The sequence below is a fragment of the Azospirillum brasilense genome, from assembly GCF_001315015.1.
GTDB lineage: Bacteria > Pseudomonadota > Alphaproteobacteria > Azospirillales > Azospirillaceae > Azospirillum > Azospirillum brasilense.
The window spans coordinates 1,024,826-1,045,496 of the sequence record NZ_CP012915.1; the positions used below are offsets into that span (position 1 = coordinate 1,024,826).

The window sequence follows — 20,671 nt, forward strand, 5'->3', positions numbered from 1 at the left end:
CTCCACCCCTTGAACCGCCGCCGCGGCCTCTTATTTCTAAGCTCTTGCCGACATCCACACAGTCACGGCCGGCCCTGGGCCACAGCCGATCCCACCCCGCTCCGATGGCCCCGCCGGCCAGCCGGGCCGGGGACCATCGGTCCATTGCAGGGTGTTTCCCGAGGATGCCGGAATCAGGAGAAGCTCTTTGACGGAACTGGCAGTTTCTGGCGAACCCCTCACCCTCTTTCTAAAAGAAACCCGCAAGTACGACTACCTCACCCCCGAGCAGGAACGCGACCTCGCCATCCGCTGGCGGGAGCGGCAGGACCGCCGCGCCCTCGACAAGCTGATCGGCAGCCACCTCCGGCTCGTTTTCAAAATGGCCCGCGGCTATCAGGGCTACGGGTTGCCGCTGTCCGACCTGATCGCCGAGGGCAACGTCGGCGTCATGCAGGCGGCCCAGAAGTTCGACCCCGACAAGGGGTTCCGCTTCGCCACCTACGCGTCCTGGTGGATCCGGGCGGCGATCCAGGAATATGTGCTGCACAACTGGTCGCTGGTGAAGATCGGCACCACCGCGGCCCAGAAGAAGCTGTTCTTCAGCCTGCGCCGGCTGAAGGCGCAGTTGCAGGACGCCGAGAACGGCACCTTCGGCGGCGACCTGTCTCCGGAAGCGGTGGAGAGCATCGCGACGACGCTGGACGTCTCCCAGGCCGACGTGATCGAGATGAACCGCCGGCTGGGCACCGACCGCTCGCTCAACGCCACACTGGCCGAGGATGGCGACAGCGAATGGCTGGACCTTCTGGCCGATGAGGGACCCGACCAGGAGGCAATCCTGGCCGGCGCGCAGGAGCGCAAGCGCCGGCAACAGTTCCTCAAGCTGGGGCTGGGCGTTCTCGACGACCGCGAGCGGCAGATCCTGGTGGCCCGCCGCCTGCGCGACGAGCCGCTGACCCTGGAGGAGCTGAGCCAGCACTTCCACGTCTCGCGCGAGCGCGTGCGCCAGCTTGAGGTGCGCGCCTTCGAGAAGGTCCAGAAGGCGGTGATGGCCCAAGCCCGGCAAATTCCGGGTACCACGGGCAAGGCGCTGCTGCCGGTGTGACCGGCGGCAGCCTCCCCACGGTGCGTTACGGCGTGACGAAGCGCGGCGGCTCCGGCAGCACGGAGGACCGCCGCCGCACGCCGCGCAGCGCGTGCTCCACCGTCGCGATCTGCTCCTCCACCGAGATCAGAATCTGCGACGTGACCTCCAGCGTCCGATCCTCGTAGACCCAGCCGTCCGGATGGCGGTCGCTCCACGCGGCGACCGTCCGGTCGCGCTCGTGCAGCAGGCTGATGATCTGCGGCCGGAACAGCCGAAGCATCGCGGTGATCCAGCGGTTCGCCGGCCAGGACGGGCGGGCGTGATCGACGGTGAAGCTGTCGAGCATGCGGATCACGTCCTCGGCCCCGTACCACGTCTCCCCCGTCACCCAACGGTTCGTCGTGAACAGGCGCACCGGCTGCCCCGCCACGTCCATGGCGATTCCCACCAGATGGGACAGCGCGTCGTTGGGGTTGTCCGGCTCCTCGTAATCCTTCAGCGGCACCGGCTCCATGCCCGGCGGCATCCCGAGCGGGCGCAGGAAGGTGTGGAAGTGCCCGTGCTCACCGTCGGGCCGCTCGTCCTCGGGGTGGCAATGATAATAGTACTGGGCGTGATACTCGGCATCGTAGACGTCGCCCGGCGGATAGTGGCGCCATTCGTAGAGCGTGCCGTGCCCGCGCAGAAGCTCCCCCACCACCGTGTCGCCGGTCTTGGCGAGCACGCGCTGGCACTGCCGGACCTCCCGCGCGGCCTCCGACATCGCCTGCAATTCGTCGCGCGAAAGCTCCGAAAGCTCCATCATCGGATGCTCTGCCCCGTCAGCCCCTGCCCTTCCCAGATCCCTATTACGTATGAGGCTTTGTACGCATAGCAAGCGCTTTCCTTAACGGACGCCCGCCGAACGGCCACGGCCGGCATCCGCACGGAACACCGCCTCGCCCCGCCGCAGGGTCCAATCCACCAGCGCGCCTTCCACCTGACCCAGCGCCGTGTTGAAGGCGGCGATCACGTCGGTGAAATCCGACCCGCGCACCGGGACCACGGCGTCGAAGGTCTCACCCGCCTCGATGGTCCGGTTGGGCATGGCGACCAGCTTGGCCGACAGCCGCACCCGCACCCGGTCCGGCGCCGCGGCGCTGGAGTCGCTGAATTCCGCCTGGAAGTCACGCAGTTCGGTCTTCAGCAGGAAGTCGGAGCGCAAGCCCGCCGAATCCCGTCCGACCGAGACGATCCGCCGGCTGTCCTCGAAGGACTGGACGATCAGCCCCTGCACCATGTTCGGCGCCCGGTCGGCCCAGGACACTCCGGCGAAATAGTCGAGCGCGGTGGCGGAGCGGGTGACCGCGATGCGCGGCGTGTCGATCCCGGCGCTGGCCGCCGGCGGCTCCACCAGCAACTGCCAGCTCACCGGCGGCAGCCCGGATTCCGCCACGGTTCCCGGCGTCAGCGTGTAGAGGCTGGGCGCGGTGGGGTTCAGCGCCGCGCAGCCGGTCATCAGGCCGACCGCCAGCAGCGCCGCCGCCACCCCCTTCATCAATTGGCTCGTCATCGTCCACGCACCTCCACGCCCTGGCGGGTTCCGCCGAACAGGAAGTTCGACGGGTCGTTCTCGATCCGCGTCACGACGCGGGACAATTGCCCCGACAGGTCGCGCAACTGCGAGATCAGCAAGGTCAGCTCATACAGCCCGCCGCCGGTGAAGTCGCGGATCGCCCCGCGATTCTCCCCGATCATGGCGTTGAGCTGGTTGGCGGTCTTGTTCAGCGATCCGGCCAGCGTGTGCAGATCGCCGCTCACCGTCTTCATGCCGCCTTCCACCGCGACCAGCGTGCGCTGCGCCTGGTCCATGGTTTCGCCGATCTGCGGCCCGACCGTCTCGAAGCCCTGGAGCGTCCGGTTGGCTTGGGCGAGCGTCGTGTCCAGCCCCTGGCTGGCGCGGGCCAACTCGCCGGTCAGGTCGCGGGTGTTCGCCAGGATCTCGGCGATGGCCGCCTGATTTTGCGGGGTCAGCAGGTCCGCCACCCGATTGGTCAGGTCCAGCGCGCGGTTCAGAAGCTGCGGGGCGGCGTCGACGAAGACCGTCAGCGACGACGGCCGCGACGGGATCACTGGGATGCCGCCGTCATGCGCGGTGCGCAGAAGCTCGCTCATCTCCGTGCCGCCGGAAATCTGGACGTAGGCGCCGCCGGTGATGCCCTGGACCTCCAGCGAGGCGATGGAGTCGGTCTTGATCGGCGTGCCTTCCTGCACCTCGATCCGCACGCGCACGCGGCTGACGTCGTTGGGGTCCAGGCGGATGTCGGTTGCCGTGCCCACGGGGATGCCGCGGTAGCGCACCGGGCTGCCCTCCTGAAGGCCGGTCACCGAGCCGGTGAAATAGATGTAATAGGGCTGGCGCGTCTCCTCCAGCTGGATCTTGGCGACCCAGACCGTGAAGACGAAGAGGCCGGCGAGCAAGGCCAACACGAAGCTGCCCACGAGGATGTAGCTGGTGCGGGTTTCCATGGCGTCCGGTCAGCTTTCTGCATGGCGCGCGGCGCGGCCGCGCGGTCCGTGGAAATAGTCGTGAATCCAGGGGTGCGGGTCGCGGAGATGCTCCTCCAGCGTGCCCACGCGAATCTTCTTGTCCACCAGCACGGCGATGCGGTCGCAGATGGAGGTCAGGCTGTCCAGGTCGTGGGTGACCATGAAGACGGTCAGCCCCAGGCTGCGCTGGAGGTTGCGGATCAGCTGGTCGAAGGCGGCGGCGCCGATGGGGTCCAGCCCGGCGGTCGGCTCGTCGAGGAACAGGATGTCGGGATCGAGCGCCAGCGCGCGGGCCAGACCGGCGCGCTTGATCATCCCGCCCGACAGCTCCGACGGGAATTTCGCCCCGGCGTTGGGCGGCAGGCCGGACATGGCGATCTTGACCCGCGCGATCTCCGCCGACAGCGCCGCCGACAGGTCGGTGTGCTCACGCAGCGGGACCATGACGTTCTGCGCCACGGTCATCGAGCTGAACAGCGCGCCGTTCTGGAACAGCACGCCTGTGCGCGCCTGGAGCGCCACCCGCTCGCGCTCCGGCAGGTCGGCGGTGTCGCGTCCCAGCAGCTCGATCCGGCCGTCCGCCGGGCGGATCAGGCCGAGGATTTCCTTCAGCAGAACCGACTTGCCGGTGCCGGAGCCGCCGACCACGCCCAGCACCTCGCCCCGCCGCACGTCGAGGTCGAGCCCGTCATGGACCACCTGCGGGCCAAAGCGCGTGACCAGCCCGCGCACGCGGATCACCGCGTCCTGCGAATCCGGTTGTCTGTCGTCAAACGGCGCCACGGTCCCTCACAGCCTGAGGAAGGAGAACAGGACGGAGAAGACCGCGTCCAGGACGATCACCAGGAAGATGGACTCGACCACCGACTTGGTGGTCAGCGTGCCCACGCTCTCGGCGCTGCCGGAGACCTTCAGCCCCTCGTAACAGCCGACCATGGCGATCACCAGCGCGAACACCGGCGCCTTCACCAGTCCAACCAGGAAATGCGGCAGCGTGACGGCGCCGTGAAGCTGGCGGATGAACTGCCCGAAGGTGATGTCCAGCGTCGCGTAGCTCATCACCGCTCCGCCGAACAGCCCCATGATGTCGGCGTAGAAGGCCAGCAGCGGCAGGGTGATCATCAGGGCCAGCGCGCGCGGCACCACCAGAAGCTCCACCACGTCCAGCCCCAGCGTGCTGATGGCGTCCACCTCCTGGTTCACCTTCATGGTGCCGATCTGCGCGGTGAAGGCGGAGCCGGAGCGCCCGGCCACGATGATGGCGGTCATCAGGATGCCGATCTCGCGCAGGATCGACACGCCCAGCAGATTGACCACGAACAGCTCGGCCCCGAAGCGGCGGAGCTGGTCCGCGCCCTGGAAGGCCAGCACCACGCCGATCAGGAAGGACAGCAGCCCGAGGATCGGCAGGGCGTTCAGCCCCGTCTGCTCGATGTGGAACATCACCGAGCGGAAGCGCAGCCGGCGCGGATTCACGATCAGCCGCCCGAAGGTGATGGCGATCAGGCCGAGGAAGGACAGCAGGTCCCGCCCCTCGCGCAGCCCATCCACGGCGGTGCGTCCGGTGCGCTCCAGCATGTCGAGGATGGGGCGGTGCGTCTGCGCCCGCTCGACCGGCGGAGGGCCGACCTCGCGCACGGCCTCGAACAGGGCGGCGTGCTCCGGGCGGATGGCGGACAGATCGACGCCGTGGCCCGCCGCCTTCAGCCGGTCGGACAGGGTGGACAGCAGATAGGCCCCAACCGTGTCCATGGCGTCCAGCCGCGACAGGTCGAGGCTGACCGCCCCGCCACCGTCCAGCGCGAAGCCGTCGAGCGTAGCCGACAGGGAGCCGGCGGCCTGCAAATCCCAATGGCCGAGAGCCGTCAGCCGCCACTCACCGTCGCCGGCGCGCGACGATTCCAACCACGCCCTTTCGCGCGCCATGCCCCGTCCTGCCCTTCCCTTCCGGTGCCGCCATGCGGCGATGCTCATGCTTGTGGAGAGGAACTTGGCCGCAAGCCCCCCCGATGGTCAACCTCAAGCCGGGGAAAAACAGCCGCACAGCGGTGGTTTGCACGCGGACGGCCGCCCCGATAGTATGGCGCCGCCGTTGTACAGGAACCTTTTCACCATGCCGAACCCCATCGATCTGAAGAACCACATCCGCGGCATCGCCGACTTCCCCAAGCCCGGCATCCTCTTCTACGACATCTCCCCGCTGCTGGCTCACGCCGAGGCGTGGAAGGAAGCGGTGGACCAGCTCGCCGAAGCGCTGCGCCCGCACAAGCCGGAGCTGCTGGTGGGCATCGAATCGCGCGGCTTCCTGATCGCCGCCCCGCTGGCCCTGGCGCTCGGCACCGGCTTCATCATGGTGCGCAAGCATGGCAAGCTGCCCGGCGACAAGGTCGCCCATTCCTACGACCTGGAATACGGCACCGACACCATCGAGGTTCAGGCCGACGCCGTGAAACCCGGCCAGCGCGTGGTCGTCCTCGACGATCTGCTGGCGACCGGCGGCACCATGGCCGCGGCGATCAGCCTGCTGCGCCGCGTCGGCGCCGACGTCCGCGCCGCCGCCTTCCTGGTCGAGCTGACCTTCCTCAACGGCCGCGACAAGCTGGACGTGCCCAGCGTCTCACTGATGAGCTACGATTCGTAAAAGCGCCTTTCCGAGAGGCGTCTGCCCATGATTTGTGCGGAAGCGGTGCGACACAGTTCCTTCTCCCCTCTGGGGAGAAGGTCAGGATGAGGGGGCGCCGAAGGCGGCCTCCGTCGCGAGACGAGGGCTTTTCTCCGCCCTGCCGGGCGTAATTCCCCCTCACCCAGCCCTCTCCCCAGGGGAGAGAGGGTTTCAACAGGTCATGGCACAGCGCTTGCGAGAGTTGCCGGTCACAGTTGCTCGGCAGGGCGCCCCATGACCCATATGGCCCCGGTGATTCTCGAACAGCCGCCCCTCCTGGCCGTCCGGCCTCCCGAAACCGTTTCCATGCGGACGCGCGACGGTGTGCGGTTGGACGCCGACCTCTACCGCCCCGACGGGGTCGGCCCCTGGCCGGTCCTGCTGCTGCGTCTGGCCTGCGGGCGGCGCACGGCGATGACCAGCCATTACGCGCACCCGCGCTGGTACGCCGCGCGGGGCTATGTCGTCGTGGTGCAGGACGTGCGCGGGCGCGGCACGTCGGAGGGCCGATTCCGCCCCTTCGAAGCGGAGCGCGAGGACGGCGCCGACGCGGTGGCCTGGGCAGCCTCCCTGCCCGGCTCCAACGGCACCGTCGGCATGTACGGCAGCGGCTACGCCGGGATGGCGCAGCTTCTGGCCCTGGCCGAGCGGCCCGCCGCGCTGCGCGCTGTGGTTCCGGCGCTGGCCGGCTGGGACGTGTTTACCGACTGGGCGACGGAGGGCGGCGCCTTCCGGCTGGCCGACGCGATGGGCTGGGCGCTGCACTGCGCGGCGGAGTCCGCCCGCCGGCTGGAGGATGGCGCGGCCTACCGCGCGCTTCTGGAGGCGATCCGCAGCCTGCCGCTGGACGACGAGATTCCCTCCCGCCCGCGGGTGCTGCGGGATTACGCGCGGCATTGCCATTACGACGACTGGCTGACCACGCCCGGCCCGGGCGGAAGCTGGGACGAGCTGTCCCCCCGCCACGCCCTGTCCGGCGGTATCGGCGAGGTCTCCGTCCTTCAGATCGGCGGCTGGTACGACCCGCGCCTGACCGGCACGCTGGCGGCGCACGAAGCCCTGTCGACCGGCTGCGACGGCACCGTCCGCCTGCTGGTCGGCCCGTGGGACCGTCACGGGGTGGCGGTCCATGCCGGGCTCGACAGCCTGAAGCCGTCCGACGTGCCGTCCTTCGACGCCCTGCAGCTCGGCTGGTTCGAGCGCTTCCTGAAGGGGGAGATGAACGGCGCGGAGCGCGGCGGCCCGATCCGCCTGTTCGACGTTCTGGAACGCCGCTGGCGCGACCTGCCGGCCCTGCCGCCCGCCGCACGGCCGCTGCATCTGTCCAGCGACGGACTCGCCACGCGGCGCGGCGGTGCCCTGCGCGACGACGCCCCGGACGAAGCGTTCCTCGACGTGCTGGTCCACGACCCGCGCGATCCGGTGCCCACCGTGGGCGGTCACGCGGTGCCCGACGCCGGCCCGCGCGACCGCGCCGCCGCCGACGCCCGCCCCGACGTGGCGGTCTACGACACCGCACCGCTCACGGCGCCGCTGACATTGTCGGGGTTGGCCGCCCTGGAGATCTGGGTGGAGGCCGACGCGCCGTCCTTCGACGTCAGCGCCGTCCTCTCCGCCGTGCTGCCCGACGGGCGCGTCCTGCCGCTCAGCCAGGGCCACGCGCGGGTGGAGCCGGGCGGCGAGCAGCGTCCCATGCCGGTGGCCCTGCGCGCGCTCTGCGCGACCCTGCCCGCCGGAAGCGCGTTGCGCCTCAGCCTCGCCGGGTCCTGCTTCCCGGCCTATCCCATCAATCCGGGGACGGGGGCGGAGCCGGGCGAAACCCGGCTGGTGGACGCGCAGCCGATCACCCTGCTCATCCACGGCGGCGGCGCCCGCCCGTCGCGCCTGCTGCTGCCGGCCCGAGGCTGACCGTCAGCCCTCAGGGGCGCCGGCCATAACCCTCGTCATGGTCGCCGCCGAAGCCGTGATCATCCTCGTCGGCCGGCTCGAAATCGCGAAGGGCACGGGCGGCGCTGCGCAGGCACAGGTTCAGGCTGCGGTCGAGCAGGCGCATCATCAGGTCGCGGAACGGCGTCTTGTCGCCGAGCGACCAGGCGCGCTCGACCATCGCGGCGTACATCTCGCGATCCTCTTCGGTCACCACCACCGGCGGGAAGCCGGCGCGGTTCAGGATCAGGTTGCACAGCAGAAGCGCGGTCGCGGCGTTGCCCTGGAAGAAGGGACGGACGCTCATCAGCCGGTGGTGCGCCTCGAAGGCGGCCTCCGGCCCCGCTTCCGTCCGGCGCAGCCAGCCCGACAGCGCCGACATCGACACCCGCACCTTCGCCGGATCGGGAGAGGCCCCGGCGTCGTCCTTGAGCGCGCCGTCCCGGTAGCGCCCGGCGTTCGTGTCGATCCCCTGGTAGAGCACGCCGTGGAAGGCCGCGATCGTGCGCTCCGTCACCACCCCGCTGCCCTGGAAGGACAGACGGGCCATCAGCTCCAGCGCGGCGCGGTGGTTGAGCGCGAGGCGCTGCGGCTCGGCCGGACGGCTGCGCAGCACCGCGCCGCGGTCCAGCACCATGCGGATGTCGTCGGGGGACAGTTCCACCCCCTCGACGAGGAGGCAGGCGGTGGTCAGGCCGCGCTCGAAGCGGTCGGCCAGATCGCGGACCACCGTCAACGGCATCGGCCGGGCGTCGTCCAGAACCCGCTTCTTTTCCAGAATATCGTCCAGCAGCGCCATCGTCCCGAACTCCGCAGATCCCGTGCATTTTCATAATGCCTGGACGGCGCGCGGGGAAGCACATCCTTTGCCGGCCCACAAGGTCAACAGGGTGCGGCGCAACCTCCGACCTGCGGTTTTTTGCCGCTTGTGCCGCCGCGGTTGCCGGTTTTAACATCGCAATACAAGATTTCCGCGCCCCCTATACTCGCCTGACCCGGCCCTCTGAAAGGATTGATCCGATGCAACATGTTGCCTGGGATAAATCGATGAGCGTCGGCGTCGAAATTCTCGACGACGACCACCGAAAATTGCTCGACATGTTCAACCGGCTGCTGAAGGCCGGCATCGCGGAAAAGGACCGTGCCAGCCTGTCCGGGCTGCTGGGGGGCTTGCAGGAATACACGACGGTGCATTTCAAGCGGGAGGAGGCGCTGATGGAGCAGCAGGGCTATCCCGGCCTCGACGCCCACCGGGCCGCGCACCGCTATTTCATCGACGAAGTGCACAAGCTGACCCTGGACGATGACGACAGCAACGAGATGATGCTGCGCATCGACCTGATCCTGCTCCTGAAGGAATGGTTCATCGAGCACATCCAGTCGGTGGACAAACAGTACAGCCCCTTCATGGCCGAAGACGCCGGCAGCACAACCACCGCCCATTGAGCGCACGCGCGAAAGCCCCCGCACCGGATGGAGCGGGGGTGTCTCGTCAGCGCCTCGGAGGCCGGCACCCGATCAGAAGGCCATATCAGAAGGCCATGGTGCCGCCCGGCTCGCGAAGGCGCAGGTTGTTCTGGACGTGACGGACGCCGGAGATGGCGTCGGCCAAATCCTCGGCGCGTCGCTTCGCCATGCGGTCGTCCACCGTGCCATCCAACGTGACCTCGCCACCCGACACGGATACCGCAATGTCGGTCGCGTCGAGATAGGGGTCCTCGGTCAGCCGGTCGTTCAGATCATCGCGAATCCGCTCGTCCGACCGGGTGTAACCCCGCGGACCGCGACCGCGGAACTGAGCGCGGCGCTCATCCTCCTGGCGGCGGCGCTCGGCGTCGTCGTTGCCGAACCAGGAGGCCACCTCGTCGCCCGCCTGCTCCCAGAAATTGCGCTCCCGCGCCATGCCGATGGGCTCGTCGCGGTAGCGCTGATCCCGGATACGGTCGTCGCGATGCCAACCGCGTTCGGCGTGCCCCCAATCGCTGCTCCAGCGGCGACCAGGATCGCGCCCGCCGGAACCGCCGCTTTCGTAGTCACTCCGGGAATAACCGCCTGCGCCGTAGGCGCCGCGCCCAAAGTCGTTGCGCTCGCGGACGTCGCGACGGTCGTCCTCGTCCACGTTGCGGGCCTCGTCCTTCCACCGGTTCTCGTATTGAGTCATCGTGCCAGACTCCCGTTCGCCGTTGCCCGCCGCCCGTCCGGACGGCTCTTTTGCAACAGGACGGGACCGGGCTGCGTTCCCCTTTCGGCGCATCGCCGGAGTTTCCGCACAGTCTGGCACGCGGATTGCTGCGTTGCACACAGTCATCCACGCAGCCTCGGCCCCGGTCCTCCCTTCGGATCGGGGCTTCTTTTTTTCCGGCAGGGGAGTTAAGCCGCGCTGACCCAGTGGCGGATCGGGCTGCGCGACAGGGCGGAGTTGCTGTAGGCCGCCCGGTGCGTGATCTCTGCCCCCACCCAATCGGGAAGCGGAACGACCTGATCGGGATGGGACAGTTCGACCTCGGCGATCACCAGACCGGCGTTCTCGCCGCCGAACACGTCGATTTCCCAACAGAGACCATGATGGTGGACAAGGTAGCGGGTCTTCTCGATCAGACCGCGCCGGCAACTGTGGCGCAGCAGACCCAAGGCACGGTCGAGGGGCAGCGGGTGTTCGACCTCCTCGCGGCATAGGCCGCGGCGGGGACCTTTGACAGTCAGCGTGGCGTCCGAACCGGCAACCCGGACCCGCACCGTGCGGCCATCGTCGGAGGGCAGATAGCCCTGGACGATGGACAGGCCGTTTCGGCACAGGGGACGGATGTCCCTCCGGACCAGAAACCGCCGTTCGATCTCAACCGCCATGATATCGGCCTTTCGGCTTATCGGACGCCGCTGAGGATAATCGTCCGCCACGCTGCGGCGCAACCATGCCTCATACGCATGAAGTCCATTCCTGCGTTGCGGTATTACCATTTGGACACATCACCGAACAAGCGCCGACGACGTTGCTCCCACCGCTCCGTGGTGGGAGCGGCCACCCGTTCTGGGGTAGCATGCCGCCATGGCACAAGACTTCGCACCCTGGCTGATCCTGTTCGCCCTTTACGGCGCGCCTCTCCTCCATGTGATGCTGTCGCGGCGCGGCGGTTCGTGGCGCCCGCCGCCCGGCACGCGCTGCCCCTTCGGCCCGCGGACCGGCTGGGTGGTGATGGTGCTGATCCTCGGGCCGATCGGCTGGCTGATGTTCGTGATGCGGAACGGGCGCCGTTCCCGTCCCGGCCGCAGCCCCGGAGCGTGACGCCCAGGGGCCGGTGGCGGAACGGGAACGGCGCCCGCGCATCGGTCGCCGGATTGGGTGCCGTTATGGCTTGCCCGTCAGATCCGGCCCATCAGCAAAAGCACGATCAGAACGATCAGAAGCACGCCGAGGATGCCGCTCGGGCCATAGCCCCAACTGCGGCTGTGCGGCCAGGCCGGAACCGCGCCGATTAGAACGAGAATCAAAATGATGAGCAGAATGGTGCCGATGGTCATGATGTCCCCCTAAATGTGGAGCTTTCGCTGAGAAGAACGCGAGCTTGACCGGCTGGTTCCTGTACCCCGCCTGTTCTTTGGCGCCGGCCCTCTCCATTCGGGGAAAGGACGCCCTATCCTTCCGGTCTTTCTGTAAATCCAGTTTCCACCACCTCAGAAGGGTGGCCCGGTGCGGCGACTCGGGCGCTCCCACACCTTCGCCAACAGCGCCAGCTTGCTCCGCCCCGGCAGCCGTTCGTCCGACAGTGCTTCCAGGAAATCCGCCAGACGCTTGGAGCGCGTCACGCTGAAGGCGATCAGCCCGACCGTCGCCAGCAGGACGAACAGGAAGAACAGGATGCGCGTCGGCAGCGGATCGTCGGTCATGGCGAGCAGGTTCATGCCGAGAAAGCCGGTGACCAGCGTGCCGATGGTGCTGACAACCGTAACCACGGTCAGCCGCAGCACCGTGTTGGCCTGCCGCCGCAGCCCGTCGCTGTCGAGATAGTCCGACATGTCCTGAACTTCGTCCCGCACCTCGGCGTAGAGGCGGTCGGTGCCGAGATGCCCGGCCCACAGGCGGAACAGGTCGCGCAGCGGTCCCTGGATCGAAAGCTCATGGAACCAGTAACGGTGGGTGAAGCGCAGGAAGATCTCGAACACCTGCCGGATGTCGCGCTTGAACCGCTTCACCGACTCCACGGTGCCGATGTCGAGTTGGCTGACCGCCAGCACCAGCCGGTCGGACAGCATCACCAGCGCCGCCCGATGGAAATGCACGACCAGCCCCAGCAGGAAATACTGGTGCCGGAACTGGCCGAGCAGCCCGGTTTCCGCATCGGTGAAGAAGGCGTCGCCCTCCGGCCCCACCATGACCAGCGAATGGCCGCAGCACAGGATGCGGCTGCGCGTCCAGGCGCCGGGCGCCCGCGGATCCCAATAGCGGTCGTAGCAGTAGCGCTGCTCGAACCCCTCCAGGAAGGCGGGGGCGAAGGGCATCACCTCGCTGGGTCCCAACCCGGGCGACGTGGCGAAGCCCAGACGCACCCAATCCGCCCGTTCCAGCCGTTCCGGCTCGTCCAGCGACAGATAGGCCATGGCCGGCATCCGCTGATATTCGAGCTGGCGGTAACGCAGCAGCCCGGCCTCCTCCGAATGGTGGTGGACCAGGGGGCGCAGAAGGAACGACCAGTGGGCGGCGATCCGCGGCGCCCGGTGGCGGCACACGAAGGACAGGTAATCGGCCTTCTGCTCATAGTCGGAGACGGCGAGCACGGCACCGTCGGCGCCGAGCCATTCGACGCGGTGCGGGCACTGCGCGGCGCTGCCGTCCGACTCCCAGGCGGGCGGATAGGTGCGGCCCAGCCGGAACAGCGTGTCCTGCACGCGGTCCAGCGGCAGATCCGTGCCGAACAGTTCCACGACGAGGATCGCCACGTCGACGTCGTGGAAGAAATGCAGATCGACATGGGCGATGGCGAAGCGCAGCGGCGCCTGCCCCCGCCGCAGGGTGACCGCCAGCGCCGCCACGTCGCGCCGCCGGAAGACGCGGATGGGAGAGCCGCCATAGCCGGGCCGGTGGTCGCGCGATTCCCCCTCGCCATAGAGGAAGCGCTGCACATAGGGCAGGAAGGACACGAACTCGCTGTAATGGCGCTCGCTGAACTGGCCGGGGTCCTGGGTGAACTCGTCCGCCACCTCCTGCCAGGGACAGTCCGGCCCGCCCAGCCATTCCCAATGGTTCTGGATCTGCGCACCCGCCTTCAGCGGCATCAGTTGCACCGGCCACAGCAGGATTTCACGAAACCGGCGCACGCGGATCGGGCTCTCGTCCATGGCGCCCCTCCCCCTTGTCCTTCTTTTCCCACATCCTAGCAGAGTCCGGACCGGCGAAAACGCCGCACCAAGGTGGGATTGCCGGGCGTTCGCACCACCCCATCGAACCGGACCATTAACCAGGACGAAAGCCCGGCCCTGGTAGCGTCCCCCGTTCAGATCATGCGCCGGAGGAGGATTCATTTGCCGATGACGCGCCGGATCGGGCTGTTCCTGTTGGTGGCCGGGCTGGGAACGGCCACGTCCGCCCTAGCCGTGGAGGCCCCTGTCTCCAACACTGTCTCCGACACCGTCTGTGCCGGGGAGGGCGCCGGGCGGCGCTGCACCGTGTCCGCCGTCGAGCCCTTCCCCGACAACCGCGGCGGCCTCGGCGAGCTGAGCATCAGCGCGGTGCGCGAGGCGGCCTGCACCTCCCTCTACATCGTGTTCGACGAGCCCATCGCGCTCGCCCGCCCGGTCACCCTGGCGGTGGACGGCGCCCCGCCGCAGCGTTTCTACACGCCGCGCCAGCTTTCCGACCTCGCCGACGCGCTCGATGACGCAGGCCCGACCGACGCGGCAGCGGAAGGGGGGCCTCCCGAATTCACCCGCTTCCTGCGTCAGGTGGCCGAGGGCGCCATCGCCGACCAGGACGCTGGAGCGGAGATGCTGAGCCGCTTCGCCGCCATCAAGGAGCCGCAGCGCATCGGCTTGACCTGCGGCCCGATGGAGCGTCTTCTGCCGCTGATCCGCTCCGACCGCCCGCTGCGGCTGGAGTTCCAGAAGCAGGCCGGCGGTGCGACGCAGGTCTATCACTGGCCGCGGCTCGACCGGCGGACCGTGGAGTTCCGGCTGGGTGGCCTGCTGGAGGCGCTGGACCGGGCCATGCCCGGCTCCTGACGGCGCCGCCAAGGAACGCCATCCGGGGTACCCATTCCAGCCGCTTGACCGCACCCACTCTTTCCAGTCCGACTCGCGCCTTGTGGATGAATGGGCGAACCCGGGCCGGGCATGCGGGTGTGCGACTTGAGTGCGCGCGCCGTCATCCCCATCCTGTCAAGGCAGGACCACCCATCGAGGACGGAGGAGAGCGGAGCGTGTTCGGCTTTGCGCGCAAACTGTGGTCGGACCCGGAACCCGTCGCGAGCCATGTGCCGCGGGGGGTGCGCGTCTACGCGGTCGGCGACATCCACGGACGCCTGGATCTGCTGGACCAGTTGCTGGCGCAGATCGACCGCGACGCGGCGAGCGGCGCCGACCTCGTCAAGTATCTGGTCTTTCTCGGCGACTATGTGGACCGCGGCCCGGATTCCGCGATGGTCATCGAACGGCTGTGCCGGGAGCCCCTGCCCGGCTTCGGCGCCATCCACCTGCGCGGCAACCACGAGGCCGCGATGATGGACTTCATCGAGAAGCCGGAGGCCGGAGCGGACTGGCTGGAATATGGCGGACGGGCGACGCTGGCCAGCTACGGCGTTCCGGCCCCCGTCGAGGACGCCCCGCCGGAGCATGTGGAGGAAGCCCGCCAGCGTTTCGCCGCGGCCCTGCCGCCCCATCACCGGGCCTTCCTGGCCGGGCTGCGCTCCAGCGTCGCCATCGGCGACTATCTGTTCGTCCACGCCGGCATCCGCCCCGGCCTGCCGCTGCACCGCCAGCGGGACGAGGATCTGCTGTGGATCCGTCGGGAGTTCCTGACCTCCCACCTCGACCATGGCAAGCTCGTCGTGCACGGCCACACCATCGTCGAGCAGCCGGACGTCCGCTCCAACCGCATCGGCATCGACACCGGGGCCTACGCCTCCAACCGGCTGACCGCGTTGGTCCTGGAGGGCGGCGAGCGCCGCTTCCTCTGCACCGTCTGACCGCTTACGGCGCGGCCTGCCGGCGCCAGTCCTTGAGGAAGTCGAGGAAAGCGCGCAGCGACGCCGGGGGCTGGCGGCGCGACGGGTAATAGAGGAAGGGGCCGGGAAAGCTCTGGCTCCAGTCCTCCAGCACGGCGACGAGACGGCCCGCGGCGATGTGCTCGCGCACATAATCGTCGAAGGTCATCAGGAACCCCAACCCGTCCAGCGCCGCCCGCAGCTGGATGCCGGTGTGCCCGGCGTGGAAAGGGCCGCCGGGCTGGATGCGCACGATGCGGCCGTACTTCTCGAACTCCCAGGGCGGGTGGGCGCCGCTGGCGTAGACGGTGGAGACGCTCGGCTTGCCCAGCAGGTCCTCGGGCCGCTCCGGCACCCCGAAACGGTCGAGCACGGACGGCGCCGCGCACAGCACGAAGCGCTGCGGCGGGCCGAGCGGCACCGCGATCATGTCCTGCGCCAGATGTTCCTCGTAGCGCACGCCCGCGTCGTAGCCCTGCGCCACGATGTCGATCAGGGCGATGTCCACGGTGATTTCCAGCTCCACATCCGGAAAGCGGGTCAGGAAGGGCGTGACCATCGGGGCCAGCACGAGATCGACCGCCGGGGCCGGCGCGTTGATGCGCAGCCGCCCCGCCGGACGCCCCTGCCGCTCCCGCAGGTCGGAGAGGGCACCGGCCACCTCGCCCAGCGCCGGTTCCAGCCGGCGGAGAAGCTGCTCCCCAGCCTCGGTCGGGGCGACGCTGCGGGTGGTGCGGTTCAGCAGGCGGACGCCGAGATGCTCCTCCAATTCCCGCATCCGCTGGCTGAGGCTTGAGACGGACACGCGCTGCTCCAGCGCCGCGCGGCGGAAGCTGCGGTGGCGGGCGACGGCGGCGAAGGCTTGCAGGTCGCGCAGGTCGGTGTCGTCCATTCCCGGATTCCGATTGTTCGATGCAGTGAACAGCCCGTTCGGCATTGTCCAGCTTATCGGATCAATGGCGCCGGGTCATCATCCCCAGGTCATCACCCAGGGCAAGGCGGCGCTGGAACGGCGCCGCGACGGACGGAGAGGATCAGGACCATGGAACAGCGCACGCTCGGGGCCGCCGGCCCCATCAGCTCAGTCATCGGTCTCGGCTGCATGGGCATGTCGGACTTCTACGGCCCCGCCGACCAGGAGGAGAGCATCGCCACGATCCACGCGGCGCTCGACGCCGGGATCACGCTGCTCGACACCGGCGATTTCTACGGCATGGGGCACAATGAACTGCTTATCCGCGACGCCTTGCGCGGGCGCGACCGCGACGGGCTGCTCATCAGCGTGAAGTTCGGCGCCCTGCGCGACCCGCAGATGGGCTGGAACGGCTACGATTCCCGCCCGGCGGCGGTGAAAAACTTCCTGACCTATTCGCTGCGCCGGCTGGGGGTCGACCACATCGACATCTACCGCCCGGCTCGGCTCGACCCGAGCGTCCCCATCGAGGACACGGTCGGCGCCATGGCCGACATGGTGAAGGCCGGCTACATCCGCCACATCGGCCTGTCGGAGGTCGGCCCGGACACCATCCGCCGCGCCGCCGCGGTGCACCCGATCAGCGACCTGCAGATTGAATATTCCCTGATCTCCCGCGGGATCGAGGAGGCCATTCTGCCCACCTGCCGGGAGCTTGGCATCGGCGTCACCGCCTACGGGGTGCTGTCGCGCGGCCTGATCAGCGGTCACTGGAGCAAGGACCGCGCGGGACAGGACTTTCGCAGCCGCAGCCCGCGCTTCCAGGGGGAGAATCTGGACCGGAACCTGGCGCTGGTCGAGCGTCTGCGGGAGATCGCCCAGCGCATCGGCGGCTCGGTCGCCCAGGTCGCCATCGCCTGGGTGGCGGCGCAGGGCCGCGACATCGTCCCGCTGGTCGGTGCCCGCCGCCGCGACCGTCTGGCCGAGGCGCTGGGCGCCCTGGACCTCACCCTGTCGGCGGAGGATCTGACGCAGCTGGCCGAAGCCCTGCCTCCCGGCGCCGCGGCAGGCGAGCGCTACCCGGCGGCGCAGCTTGTCCATATGGACAGCGAGACGTACAGGCAGCGCTAAGGTTTGCCCCCACCCCGGCCCTCCCCCGCTGACGCAGGGGAGGGAGAAGCAAGTCCCCTCCCCTGCGAAAGCTCTCGCGCAAACCATAGGTTTGCGCTGACGCGGCAGGCGGACCTTTTGTCCGCCGAGAGCGGGGGAGGGTTAGGGAGGGGGCACCGTTGCCGGACCCTTACCCCTCGACCTGCACCACGCGCAGGTTGTTGGTGGTCCCCGCCTTGGCGAAGGGAATGCCGGCCACCACGACCATCTGGTCGTTGGGCTTGGCGAAGCCCTCCTCCTTGGCGAAGCCCAGCGCCCGCTCGACCATCTCCTCATAGGTGTGGATGTCGGCGGACAGGACGCTGTGTGCGCCCCAGAGCAGGGACAGGCGGCGCGACACCGCGGCGTGCGGCGTGATCGCCAGGATCGGCACCGCCGGGCGGCGCCGGGCGATGCGCGCCGCCGTGGTGCCGCTGGACGTATAAGCGACGATGGTCGAGGCGTGGATCACCTCGGCCAGATCGGCCGCGGCGGCCGCCACCGCGTGCGGCGCGGTCTGCTCCTCGCCGGGGTCCGACGCGTCGATGATCGAGCGGTAGAGCTTGTGCTGCTCGGTGCTGCGGATGATGCGGTCCATCATCTCCACGGCCTCAACCGGGAAGGCGCCGCTGGCCGACTCCGCCGACAGCATCACCGCGTCGGCGCCGTCATAGATGGCGGTCGCCACGTCGGACGCCTCGGCCCGCGTCGGGGTCGGCGCGTTGACCATGGAATCGAGCATCTGCGTCGCCACGATCACCGGCTTCACGGCAAGGCGGCAGGCGCGCACCAGCTCCTTCTGGCGGCCCGGCACCTCCTCGTGCGGGATCTCGACGCCCAGGTCACCGCGGGCGACCATGACCGAGTCCGACAGGCGGATGATGTCGTCGATACGGTCGAGCGCCGCCGGCTTCTCGATCTTCGACATCAGCCCGGCGCGGTCGCCGATCAGCCCGCGGGCCTCCAGCAGGTCGGCGGGCTTCTGCACGAAGGACATCGCCACCCAGTCGACGCCCAGCTCCAGCCCGAAGGCGAGGTCGACGCGGTCTTTGGCGGTCAGGGGCGACAGTTCCAGCACCGTGTCGGGCAGGTTGACGCCCTTGCGGTTGGAGATGGTCCCGCCGATCACCACCTTGGCGTCGATGTAATCGTCGCCCAGCCCGGTCACGGCGACGCGCACGCGCCCGTCGTCGATCAGCAGATTGTGGCCCGGCATCACCGCGGCGAAGATTTCCGGATGGGGCAGCGGGATCGCGGTCTTGTCGCCGTCGGCACCGGACAGGACGAAGCGGATCGACTCGCCGGCGGCGACGGTGATCTTGCCGTCGCGGATGGTGCCGACGCGAATCTTCGGGCCCTGCAGGTCCTGAAGGATGCCGATGGGACGACCCATCTCTGCCTCCAACGCGCGGATGGCGGCGTGGACCTTGGCGTGATCCTCATGCGTCCCATGGCTGAAATTAAGGCGGAAGGTATCGACGCCGGCCAGGAACAGCCGCTTCAGCATCTCGGGGGTGTTGCTGGCGGGACCGACCGTGGCAACAATCTTCGCGCGGCGGTGACGACGCATATAATTTCGGCCTCTTGGGGCCGCCTCCTTGATGGAGTGTCGAACGGCAGGCGTGCCGGGTGGGAAGCGGGTGGTCACAGGACCGCCCGGCTGCCGTTCACATTGGTGGGTAACGGCCCGCTGACAACCACTAAGGCAGCAATAATGCCCCGACTGTGGCAGAGCCGCCGACGGCGGACCGGTTTCGGTTGATCTGTCCCCGGAGTGGTGGAGGCCTCGCTTGGATCGTATGATCCGTCAGGAGGTGTTGGATGGGACAGGGGAAACGGCGGTTCTTCACGCCGGACGTCAAGGAGCAAGCCGTAAAGCTGGTCCGCGAGGGCAAGCCCCCGATCAGCCGAATTGCCACCGACCTCGGGATTGGTGAGAGCCTGCTGCACCGCTGGCGCCCCAACCCCGAGGAGCAGACGGCACCAGCATCAAACAGCCAAGCCGCCATAGAGAATAGAAACGTGACGGACTTGGAAGCGGGAGAAAAAGCCTTTGGCTGGTCCGTCGCGGAGAACCGCCAAAGACGCTCCGGTGGCCGGCGCCGCGCGTGACCGACAGCGGCGCCGGTTCCGGCGGGTTGACGGTGCCGCTGGATATTTTCCGTTCGCCATTGACCATGCTGGAAAGCTCAAGCTTGGCCCGGATAAAGAGTTTTCGGAAGAAGGCAAAGCTTATCGCAAATCTATCAGCAGCCTCCTGAACCAGATACCGGAAGGATCGGCTTCGGTGCGCCGATGCCAGACCAGGGAATAATTGAAATTCGGTATGGAAAAGGGCAGCGGGAAGGACAGGAGGCCTTGCGACAAGGCCATTGATTCCAGACGTGATGGCAGGGTCGCGATCATCTTCGTCCCTGCTATGGCGGTAATGTTGCTCATGAAGCTTGGCGAGCGCAGGGCGATTGTCCGGCGCCGGCCGATGCCCTTCAGAAAAACATCGATCGGGCTGGCGCTGGAAGCGCGGAATTGAGCGATGGCGTGTGGGAACCGCAAATAATCATCAATGGAAATCTCCTCACTCTCCAATTCTATCAATGGGTGGCTTGCGCAACAGAACCCCAGGAAGCTGTCATGAAAGAGAAATTGCGACTGATACGGTGCTTCCGGTGGTTGCAGTCCCCAGAATGTACAATCAAGTTCCCCGGCCGCCAACTGGTTCAATGTGCTCTCCCCGACGGGGATCATCTCCATTGTTATCTTGGGGGCAATCTCCTGCAGCTTTCGGGTCAGTCGGGGTACAATGGCCAACGCGGTGAAATCGCTGATGCCGATGCGGAAATGACGGTCGCTTTCGACCACATTCAATTCTTCACCGTTCATCAGGACGCGGACGGACTGAAGGATGTCCGCCACCTGAACAATCATTGACTGCGCCCTTTCCGTCGGCACCAACCGGTTGCGGCTGCGCACGAACAGCGGATCATTCATCAACTCGCGGAGCCGGTTCAACGCGTGACTGACCGCCGGCTGGCTGAGCGCTAGTTGTGGCGCAGCATCCTTCACAGAACCCGCGCGCGCGATTGCATCGAAAACCACCAGCAAATTCAAATCGATACGGTGCAAATTCATGGGGCGAATTCCGCTCTTTCAAACCCTGCATTTTACTAAGTCAACTTGTGTATGTATAGGCGGAAGGGAGCCCCCAAAAAGCTTACCCCCTTCGAGGAAAG

At 68.0% G+C, this 20,671-nt stretch carries 22 protein-coding genes; 9 read left to right on the plus strand and 13 right to left on the minus strand.

Going from position 1 to position 20,671, the window contains the following annotated elements; genetic code table 11:
• Positions 1-187 precede the first annotated feature (187 nt).
• The gene (rpoH, locus tag AMK58_RS18410; RefSeq protein ID WP_035678935.1) at positions 188-1,087 is read left to right on the plus strand and encodes an RNA polymerase sigma factor RpoH; all 900 of its coding nucleotides are present in this window, start codon (positions 188-190) and stop codon (positions 1,085-1,087) included.
• Between the two features lie 25 nt (positions 1,088-1,112).
• On the opposite strand, the gene AMK58_RS18415 is transcribed toward rpoH, so the two are convergent.
• The 5 genes from AMK58_RS18415 to AMK58_RS18435 all read right to left on the minus strand — a co-directional run bounded on the left by AMK58_RS18415 (position 1,113) and on the right by AMK58_RS18435 (position 5,524).
• Positions 1,113-1,874 (minus strand): DUF6969 family protein, encoded by a 762-nt coding sequence (locus tag AMK58_RS18415; RefSeq protein ID WP_035678934.1) that lies wholly within the window; start codon positions 1,872-1,874, stop codon positions 1,113-1,115.
• Positions 1,875-1,955: 81 nt separating this feature from the next.
• Entirely contained in the window at positions 1,956-2,621 is a 666-nt protein-coding gene (locus tag AMK58_RS18420) for an ABC-type transport auxiliary lipoprotein family protein (RefSeq protein WP_035678932.1), read from the minus strand.
• On the minus strand, positions 2,618-3,577 hold the full coding sequence (locus AMK58_RS18425; protein ID WP_035678931.1) for an MlaD family protein: 960 nt from the start codon (positions 3,575-3,577) through the stop codon (positions 2,618-2,620). Before AMK58_RS18425 ends, AMK58_RS18420 begins: the two co-directional genes overlap by 4 nt.
• Before the next feature lie 9 nt (positions 3,578-3,586).
• Positions 3,587-4,381, minus strand: a complete 795-nt coding sequence (locus AMK58_RS18430; RefSeq protein ID WP_035678928.1) for an ABC transporter ATP-binding protein — start codon at positions 4,379-4,381, stop codon at positions 3,587-3,589.
• A 6-nt stretch (positions 4,382-4,387) separates the two neighbouring features.
• Positions 4,388-5,524, minus strand: coding sequence for an MlaE family lipid ABC transporter permease subunit (locus AMK58_RS18435; protein ID WP_035678925.1), 1,137 nt, complete (start codon positions 5,522-5,524; stop codon positions 4,388-4,390).
• 199 nt (positions 5,525-5,723) lie between these two features.
• Here AMK58_RS18435 and AMK58_RS18440 point away from each other — a divergent pair, with 199 nt between their 5' ends.
• Positions 5,724-6,239 (plus strand): adenine phosphoribosyltransferase, encoded by a 516-nt coding sequence (locus AMK58_RS18440; protein ID WP_035678983.1) that lies wholly within the window; start codon positions 5,724-5,726, stop codon positions 6,237-6,239.
• A gap of 255 nt (positions 6,240-6,494) precedes the next feature.
• Entirely contained in the window at positions 6,495-8,168 is a 1,674-nt protein-coding gene (locus AMK58_RS18445; protein WP_059399262.1) for a CocE/NonD family hydrolase, read from the plus strand.
• Between the two features lie 10 nt (positions 8,169-8,178).
• On the opposite strand, the gene AMK58_RS18450 is transcribed toward AMK58_RS18445, so the two are convergent.
• Positions 8,179-8,985, minus strand: a complete 807-nt coding sequence (locus tag AMK58_RS18450) for a Fic family protein (protein ID WP_035678923.1) — start codon at positions 8,983-8,985, stop codon at positions 8,179-8,181.
• Positions 8,986-9,206: 221 nt separating this feature from the next.
• Between AMK58_RS18450 and AMK58_RS18455 the strand changes: the two genes are divergently transcribed.
• Positions 9,207-9,632 carry a bacteriohemerythrin gene (locus AMK58_RS18455; RefSeq protein WP_035678921.1) on the plus strand — a complete coding sequence of 142 codons (426 nt, stop codon included), beginning with the start codon at positions 9,207-9,209 and terminating at the stop codon, positions 9,630-9,632.
• Between the two features lie 85 nt (positions 9,633-9,717).
• On the opposite strand, the gene AMK58_RS18460 is transcribed toward AMK58_RS18455, so the two are convergent.
• Together AMK58_RS18460 and AMK58_RS18465 are read right to left on the minus strand one after the other, a co-directional pair.
• Positions 9,718-10,347: a BON domain-containing protein gene (locus AMK58_RS18460; RefSeq protein ID WP_059399263.1), complete on the minus strand. Its 630-nt coding sequence runs from the start codon at positions 10,345-10,347 to the stop codon at positions 9,718-9,720.
• 209 nt (positions 10,348-10,556) lie between these two features.
• A complete protein-coding gene (locus AMK58_RS18465) occupies positions 10,557-11,033 on the minus strand; it encodes a CYTH domain-containing protein (protein ID WP_035678919.1) in 477 nt (158 codons plus the stop codon).
• Between the two features lie 199 nt (positions 11,034-11,232).
• Between AMK58_RS18465 and AMK58_RS18470 the strand changes: the two genes are divergently transcribed.
• Positions 11,233-11,469 carry a hypothetical protein gene (locus AMK58_RS18470; RefSeq protein WP_035678917.1) on the plus strand — a complete coding sequence of 79 codons (237 nt, stop codon included), beginning with the start codon at positions 11,233-11,235 and terminating at the stop codon, positions 11,467-11,469.
• A gap of 77 nt (positions 11,470-11,546) precedes the next feature.
• On the opposite strand, the gene AMK58_RS29775 is transcribed toward AMK58_RS18470, so the two are convergent.
• Complete coding sequence (locus tag AMK58_RS29775) at positions 11,547-11,705, minus strand: DUF3309 family protein (RefSeq protein WP_035678915.1); 159 nt, start codon at positions 11,703-11,705, stop codon at positions 11,547-11,549.
• A 153-nt stretch (positions 11,706-11,858) separates the two neighbouring features.
• Positions 11,859-13,520, minus strand: a complete 1,662-nt coding sequence (locus tag AMK58_RS18475; protein WP_035678914.1) for a CorA family divalent cation transporter — start codon at positions 13,518-13,520, stop codon at positions 11,859-11,861.
• A 189-nt stretch (positions 13,521-13,709) separates the two neighbouring features.
• Between AMK58_RS18475 and AMK58_RS18480 the strand changes: the two genes are divergently transcribed.
• Complete coding sequence (locus tag AMK58_RS18480) at positions 13,710-14,399, plus strand: hypothetical protein (protein WP_035678913.1); 690 nt, start codon at positions 13,710-13,712, stop codon at positions 14,397-14,399.
• Between the two features lie 197 nt (positions 14,400-14,596).
• Positions 14,597-15,361, plus strand: coding sequence for a metallophosphoesterase family protein (locus AMK58_RS18485; protein WP_079284980.1), 765 nt, complete (start codon positions 14,597-14,599; stop codon positions 15,359-15,361).
• A gap of 4 nt (positions 15,362-15,365) precedes the next feature.
• On the opposite strand, the gene AMK58_RS18490 is transcribed toward AMK58_RS18485, so the two are convergent.
• A complete protein-coding gene (locus tag AMK58_RS18490; RefSeq protein ID WP_035678912.1) occupies positions 15,366-16,271 on the minus strand; it encodes a LysR family transcriptional regulator in 906 nt (301 codons plus the stop codon).
• Between the two features lie 150 nt (positions 16,272-16,421).
• Between AMK58_RS18490 and AMK58_RS18495 the strand changes: the two genes are divergently transcribed.
• On the plus strand, positions 16,422-17,423 hold the full coding sequence (locus AMK58_RS18495) for an aldo/keto reductase (RefSeq protein WP_035678911.1): 1,002 nt from the start codon (positions 16,422-16,424) through the stop codon (positions 17,421-17,423).
• Positions 17,424-17,592: 169 nt separating this feature from the next.
• On the opposite strand, the gene pyk is transcribed toward AMK58_RS18495, so the two are convergent.
• On the minus strand, positions 17,593-19,011 hold the full coding sequence (gene pyk / locus AMK58_RS18500; protein WP_014198596.1) for a pyruvate kinase: 1,419 nt from the start codon (positions 19,009-19,011) through the stop codon (positions 17,593-17,595).
• 251 nt (positions 19,012-19,262) lie between these two features.
• Between pyk and AMK58_RS29785 the strand changes: the two genes are divergently transcribed.
• The gene (locus AMK58_RS29785; RefSeq protein ID WP_035678908.1) at positions 19,263-19,553 is read left to right on the plus strand and encodes a transposase; all 291 of its coding nucleotides are present in this window, start codon (positions 19,263-19,265) and stop codon (positions 19,551-19,553) included.
• Between the two features lie 120 nt (positions 19,554-19,673).
• On the opposite strand, the gene AMK58_RS18505 is transcribed toward AMK58_RS29785, so the two are convergent.
• Positions 19,674-20,570 carry a LysR family transcriptional regulator gene (locus tag AMK58_RS18505; RefSeq protein ID WP_035678905.1) on the minus strand — a complete coding sequence of 299 codons (897 nt, stop codon included), beginning with the start codon at positions 20,568-20,570 and terminating at the stop codon, positions 19,674-19,676.
• Between the last annotated feature and the right edge of the window lie 101 nt (positions 20,571-20,671).

Excerpts from the sequence above, each read along its gene's own strand:
- AMK58_RS18415 (WP_035678934.1), bottom strand. The coding sequence starts at position 1,874 with ATGATGGAGCTTTCGGAGCTTTCGCGCGACGAATTGCAGGCGATGTCG.
- AMK58_RS18420 (WP_035678932.1), bottom strand. The coding sequence starts at position 2,621 with ATGACGAGCCAATTGATGAAGGGGGTGGCGGCGGCGCTGCTGGCGGTC.
- AMK58_RS18425 (WP_035678931.1), bottom strand. The coding sequence starts at position 3,577 with ATGGAAACCCGCACCAGCTACATCCTCGTGGGCAGCTTCGTGTTGGCC.
- AMK58_RS18435 (WP_035678925.1), bottom strand. The coding sequence starts at position 5,524 with ATGGCGCGCGAAAGGGCGTGGTTGGAATCGTCGCGCGCCGGCGACGGT.
- AMK58_RS18445 (WP_059399262.1), top strand. The coding sequence starts at position 6,495 with ATGACCCATATGGCCCCGGTGATTCTCGAACAGCCGCCCCTCCTGGCC.
- AMK58_RS18450 (WP_035678923.1), bottom strand. The coding sequence starts at position 8,985 with ATGGCGCTGCTGGACGATATTCTGGAAAAGAAGCGGGTTCTGGACGAC.
- AMK58_RS18455 (WP_035678921.1), top strand. The coding sequence starts at position 9,207 with ATGCAACATGTTGCCTGGGATAAATCGATGAGCGTCGGCGTCGAAATT.
- AMK58_RS18460 (WP_059399263.1), bottom strand. The coding sequence starts at position 10,347 with ATGACTCAATACGAGAACCGGTGGAAGGACGAGGCCCGCAACGTGGAC.
- AMK58_RS18465 (WP_035678919.1), bottom strand. The coding sequence starts at position 11,033 with ATGGCGGTTGAGATCGAACGGCGGTTTCTGGTCCGGAGGGACATCCGT.
- AMK58_RS18470 (WP_035678917.1), top strand. The coding sequence starts at position 11,233 with ATGGCACAAGACTTCGCACCCTGGCTGATCCTGTTCGCCCTTTACGGC.
- AMK58_RS29775 (WP_035678915.1), bottom strand. The coding sequence starts at position 11,705 with ATGACCATCGGCACCATTCTGCTCATCATTTTGATTCTCGTTCTAATC.
- AMK58_RS18475 (WP_035678914.1), bottom strand. The coding sequence starts at position 13,520 with ATGGACGAGAGCCCGATCCGCGTGCGCCGGTTTCGTGAAATCCTGCTG.
- AMK58_RS18480 (WP_035678913.1), top strand. The coding sequence starts at position 13,710 with ATGACGCGCCGGATCGGGCTGTTCCTGTTGGTGGCCGGGCTGGGAACG.
- AMK58_RS18490 (WP_035678912.1), bottom strand. The coding sequence starts at position 16,271 with ATGGACGACACCGACCTGCGCGACCTGCAAGCCTTCGCCGCCGTCGCC.
- AMK58_RS18495 (WP_035678911.1), top strand. The coding sequence starts at position 16,422 with ATGGAACAGCGCACGCTCGGGGCCGCCGGCCCCATCAGCTCAGTCATC.
- pyk (WP_014198596.1), bottom strand. The coding sequence starts at position 19,011 with ATGCGTCGTCACCGCCGCGCGAAGATTGTTGCCACGGTCGGTCCCGCC.
- AMK58_RS29785 (WP_035678908.1), top strand. The coding sequence starts at position 19,263 with ATGGGACAGGGGAAACGGCGGTTCTTCACGCCGGACGTCAAGGAGCAA.
- AMK58_RS18505 (WP_035678905.1), bottom strand. The coding sequence starts at position 20,570 with ATGAATTTGCACCGTATCGATTTGAATTTGCTGGTGGTTTTCGATGCA.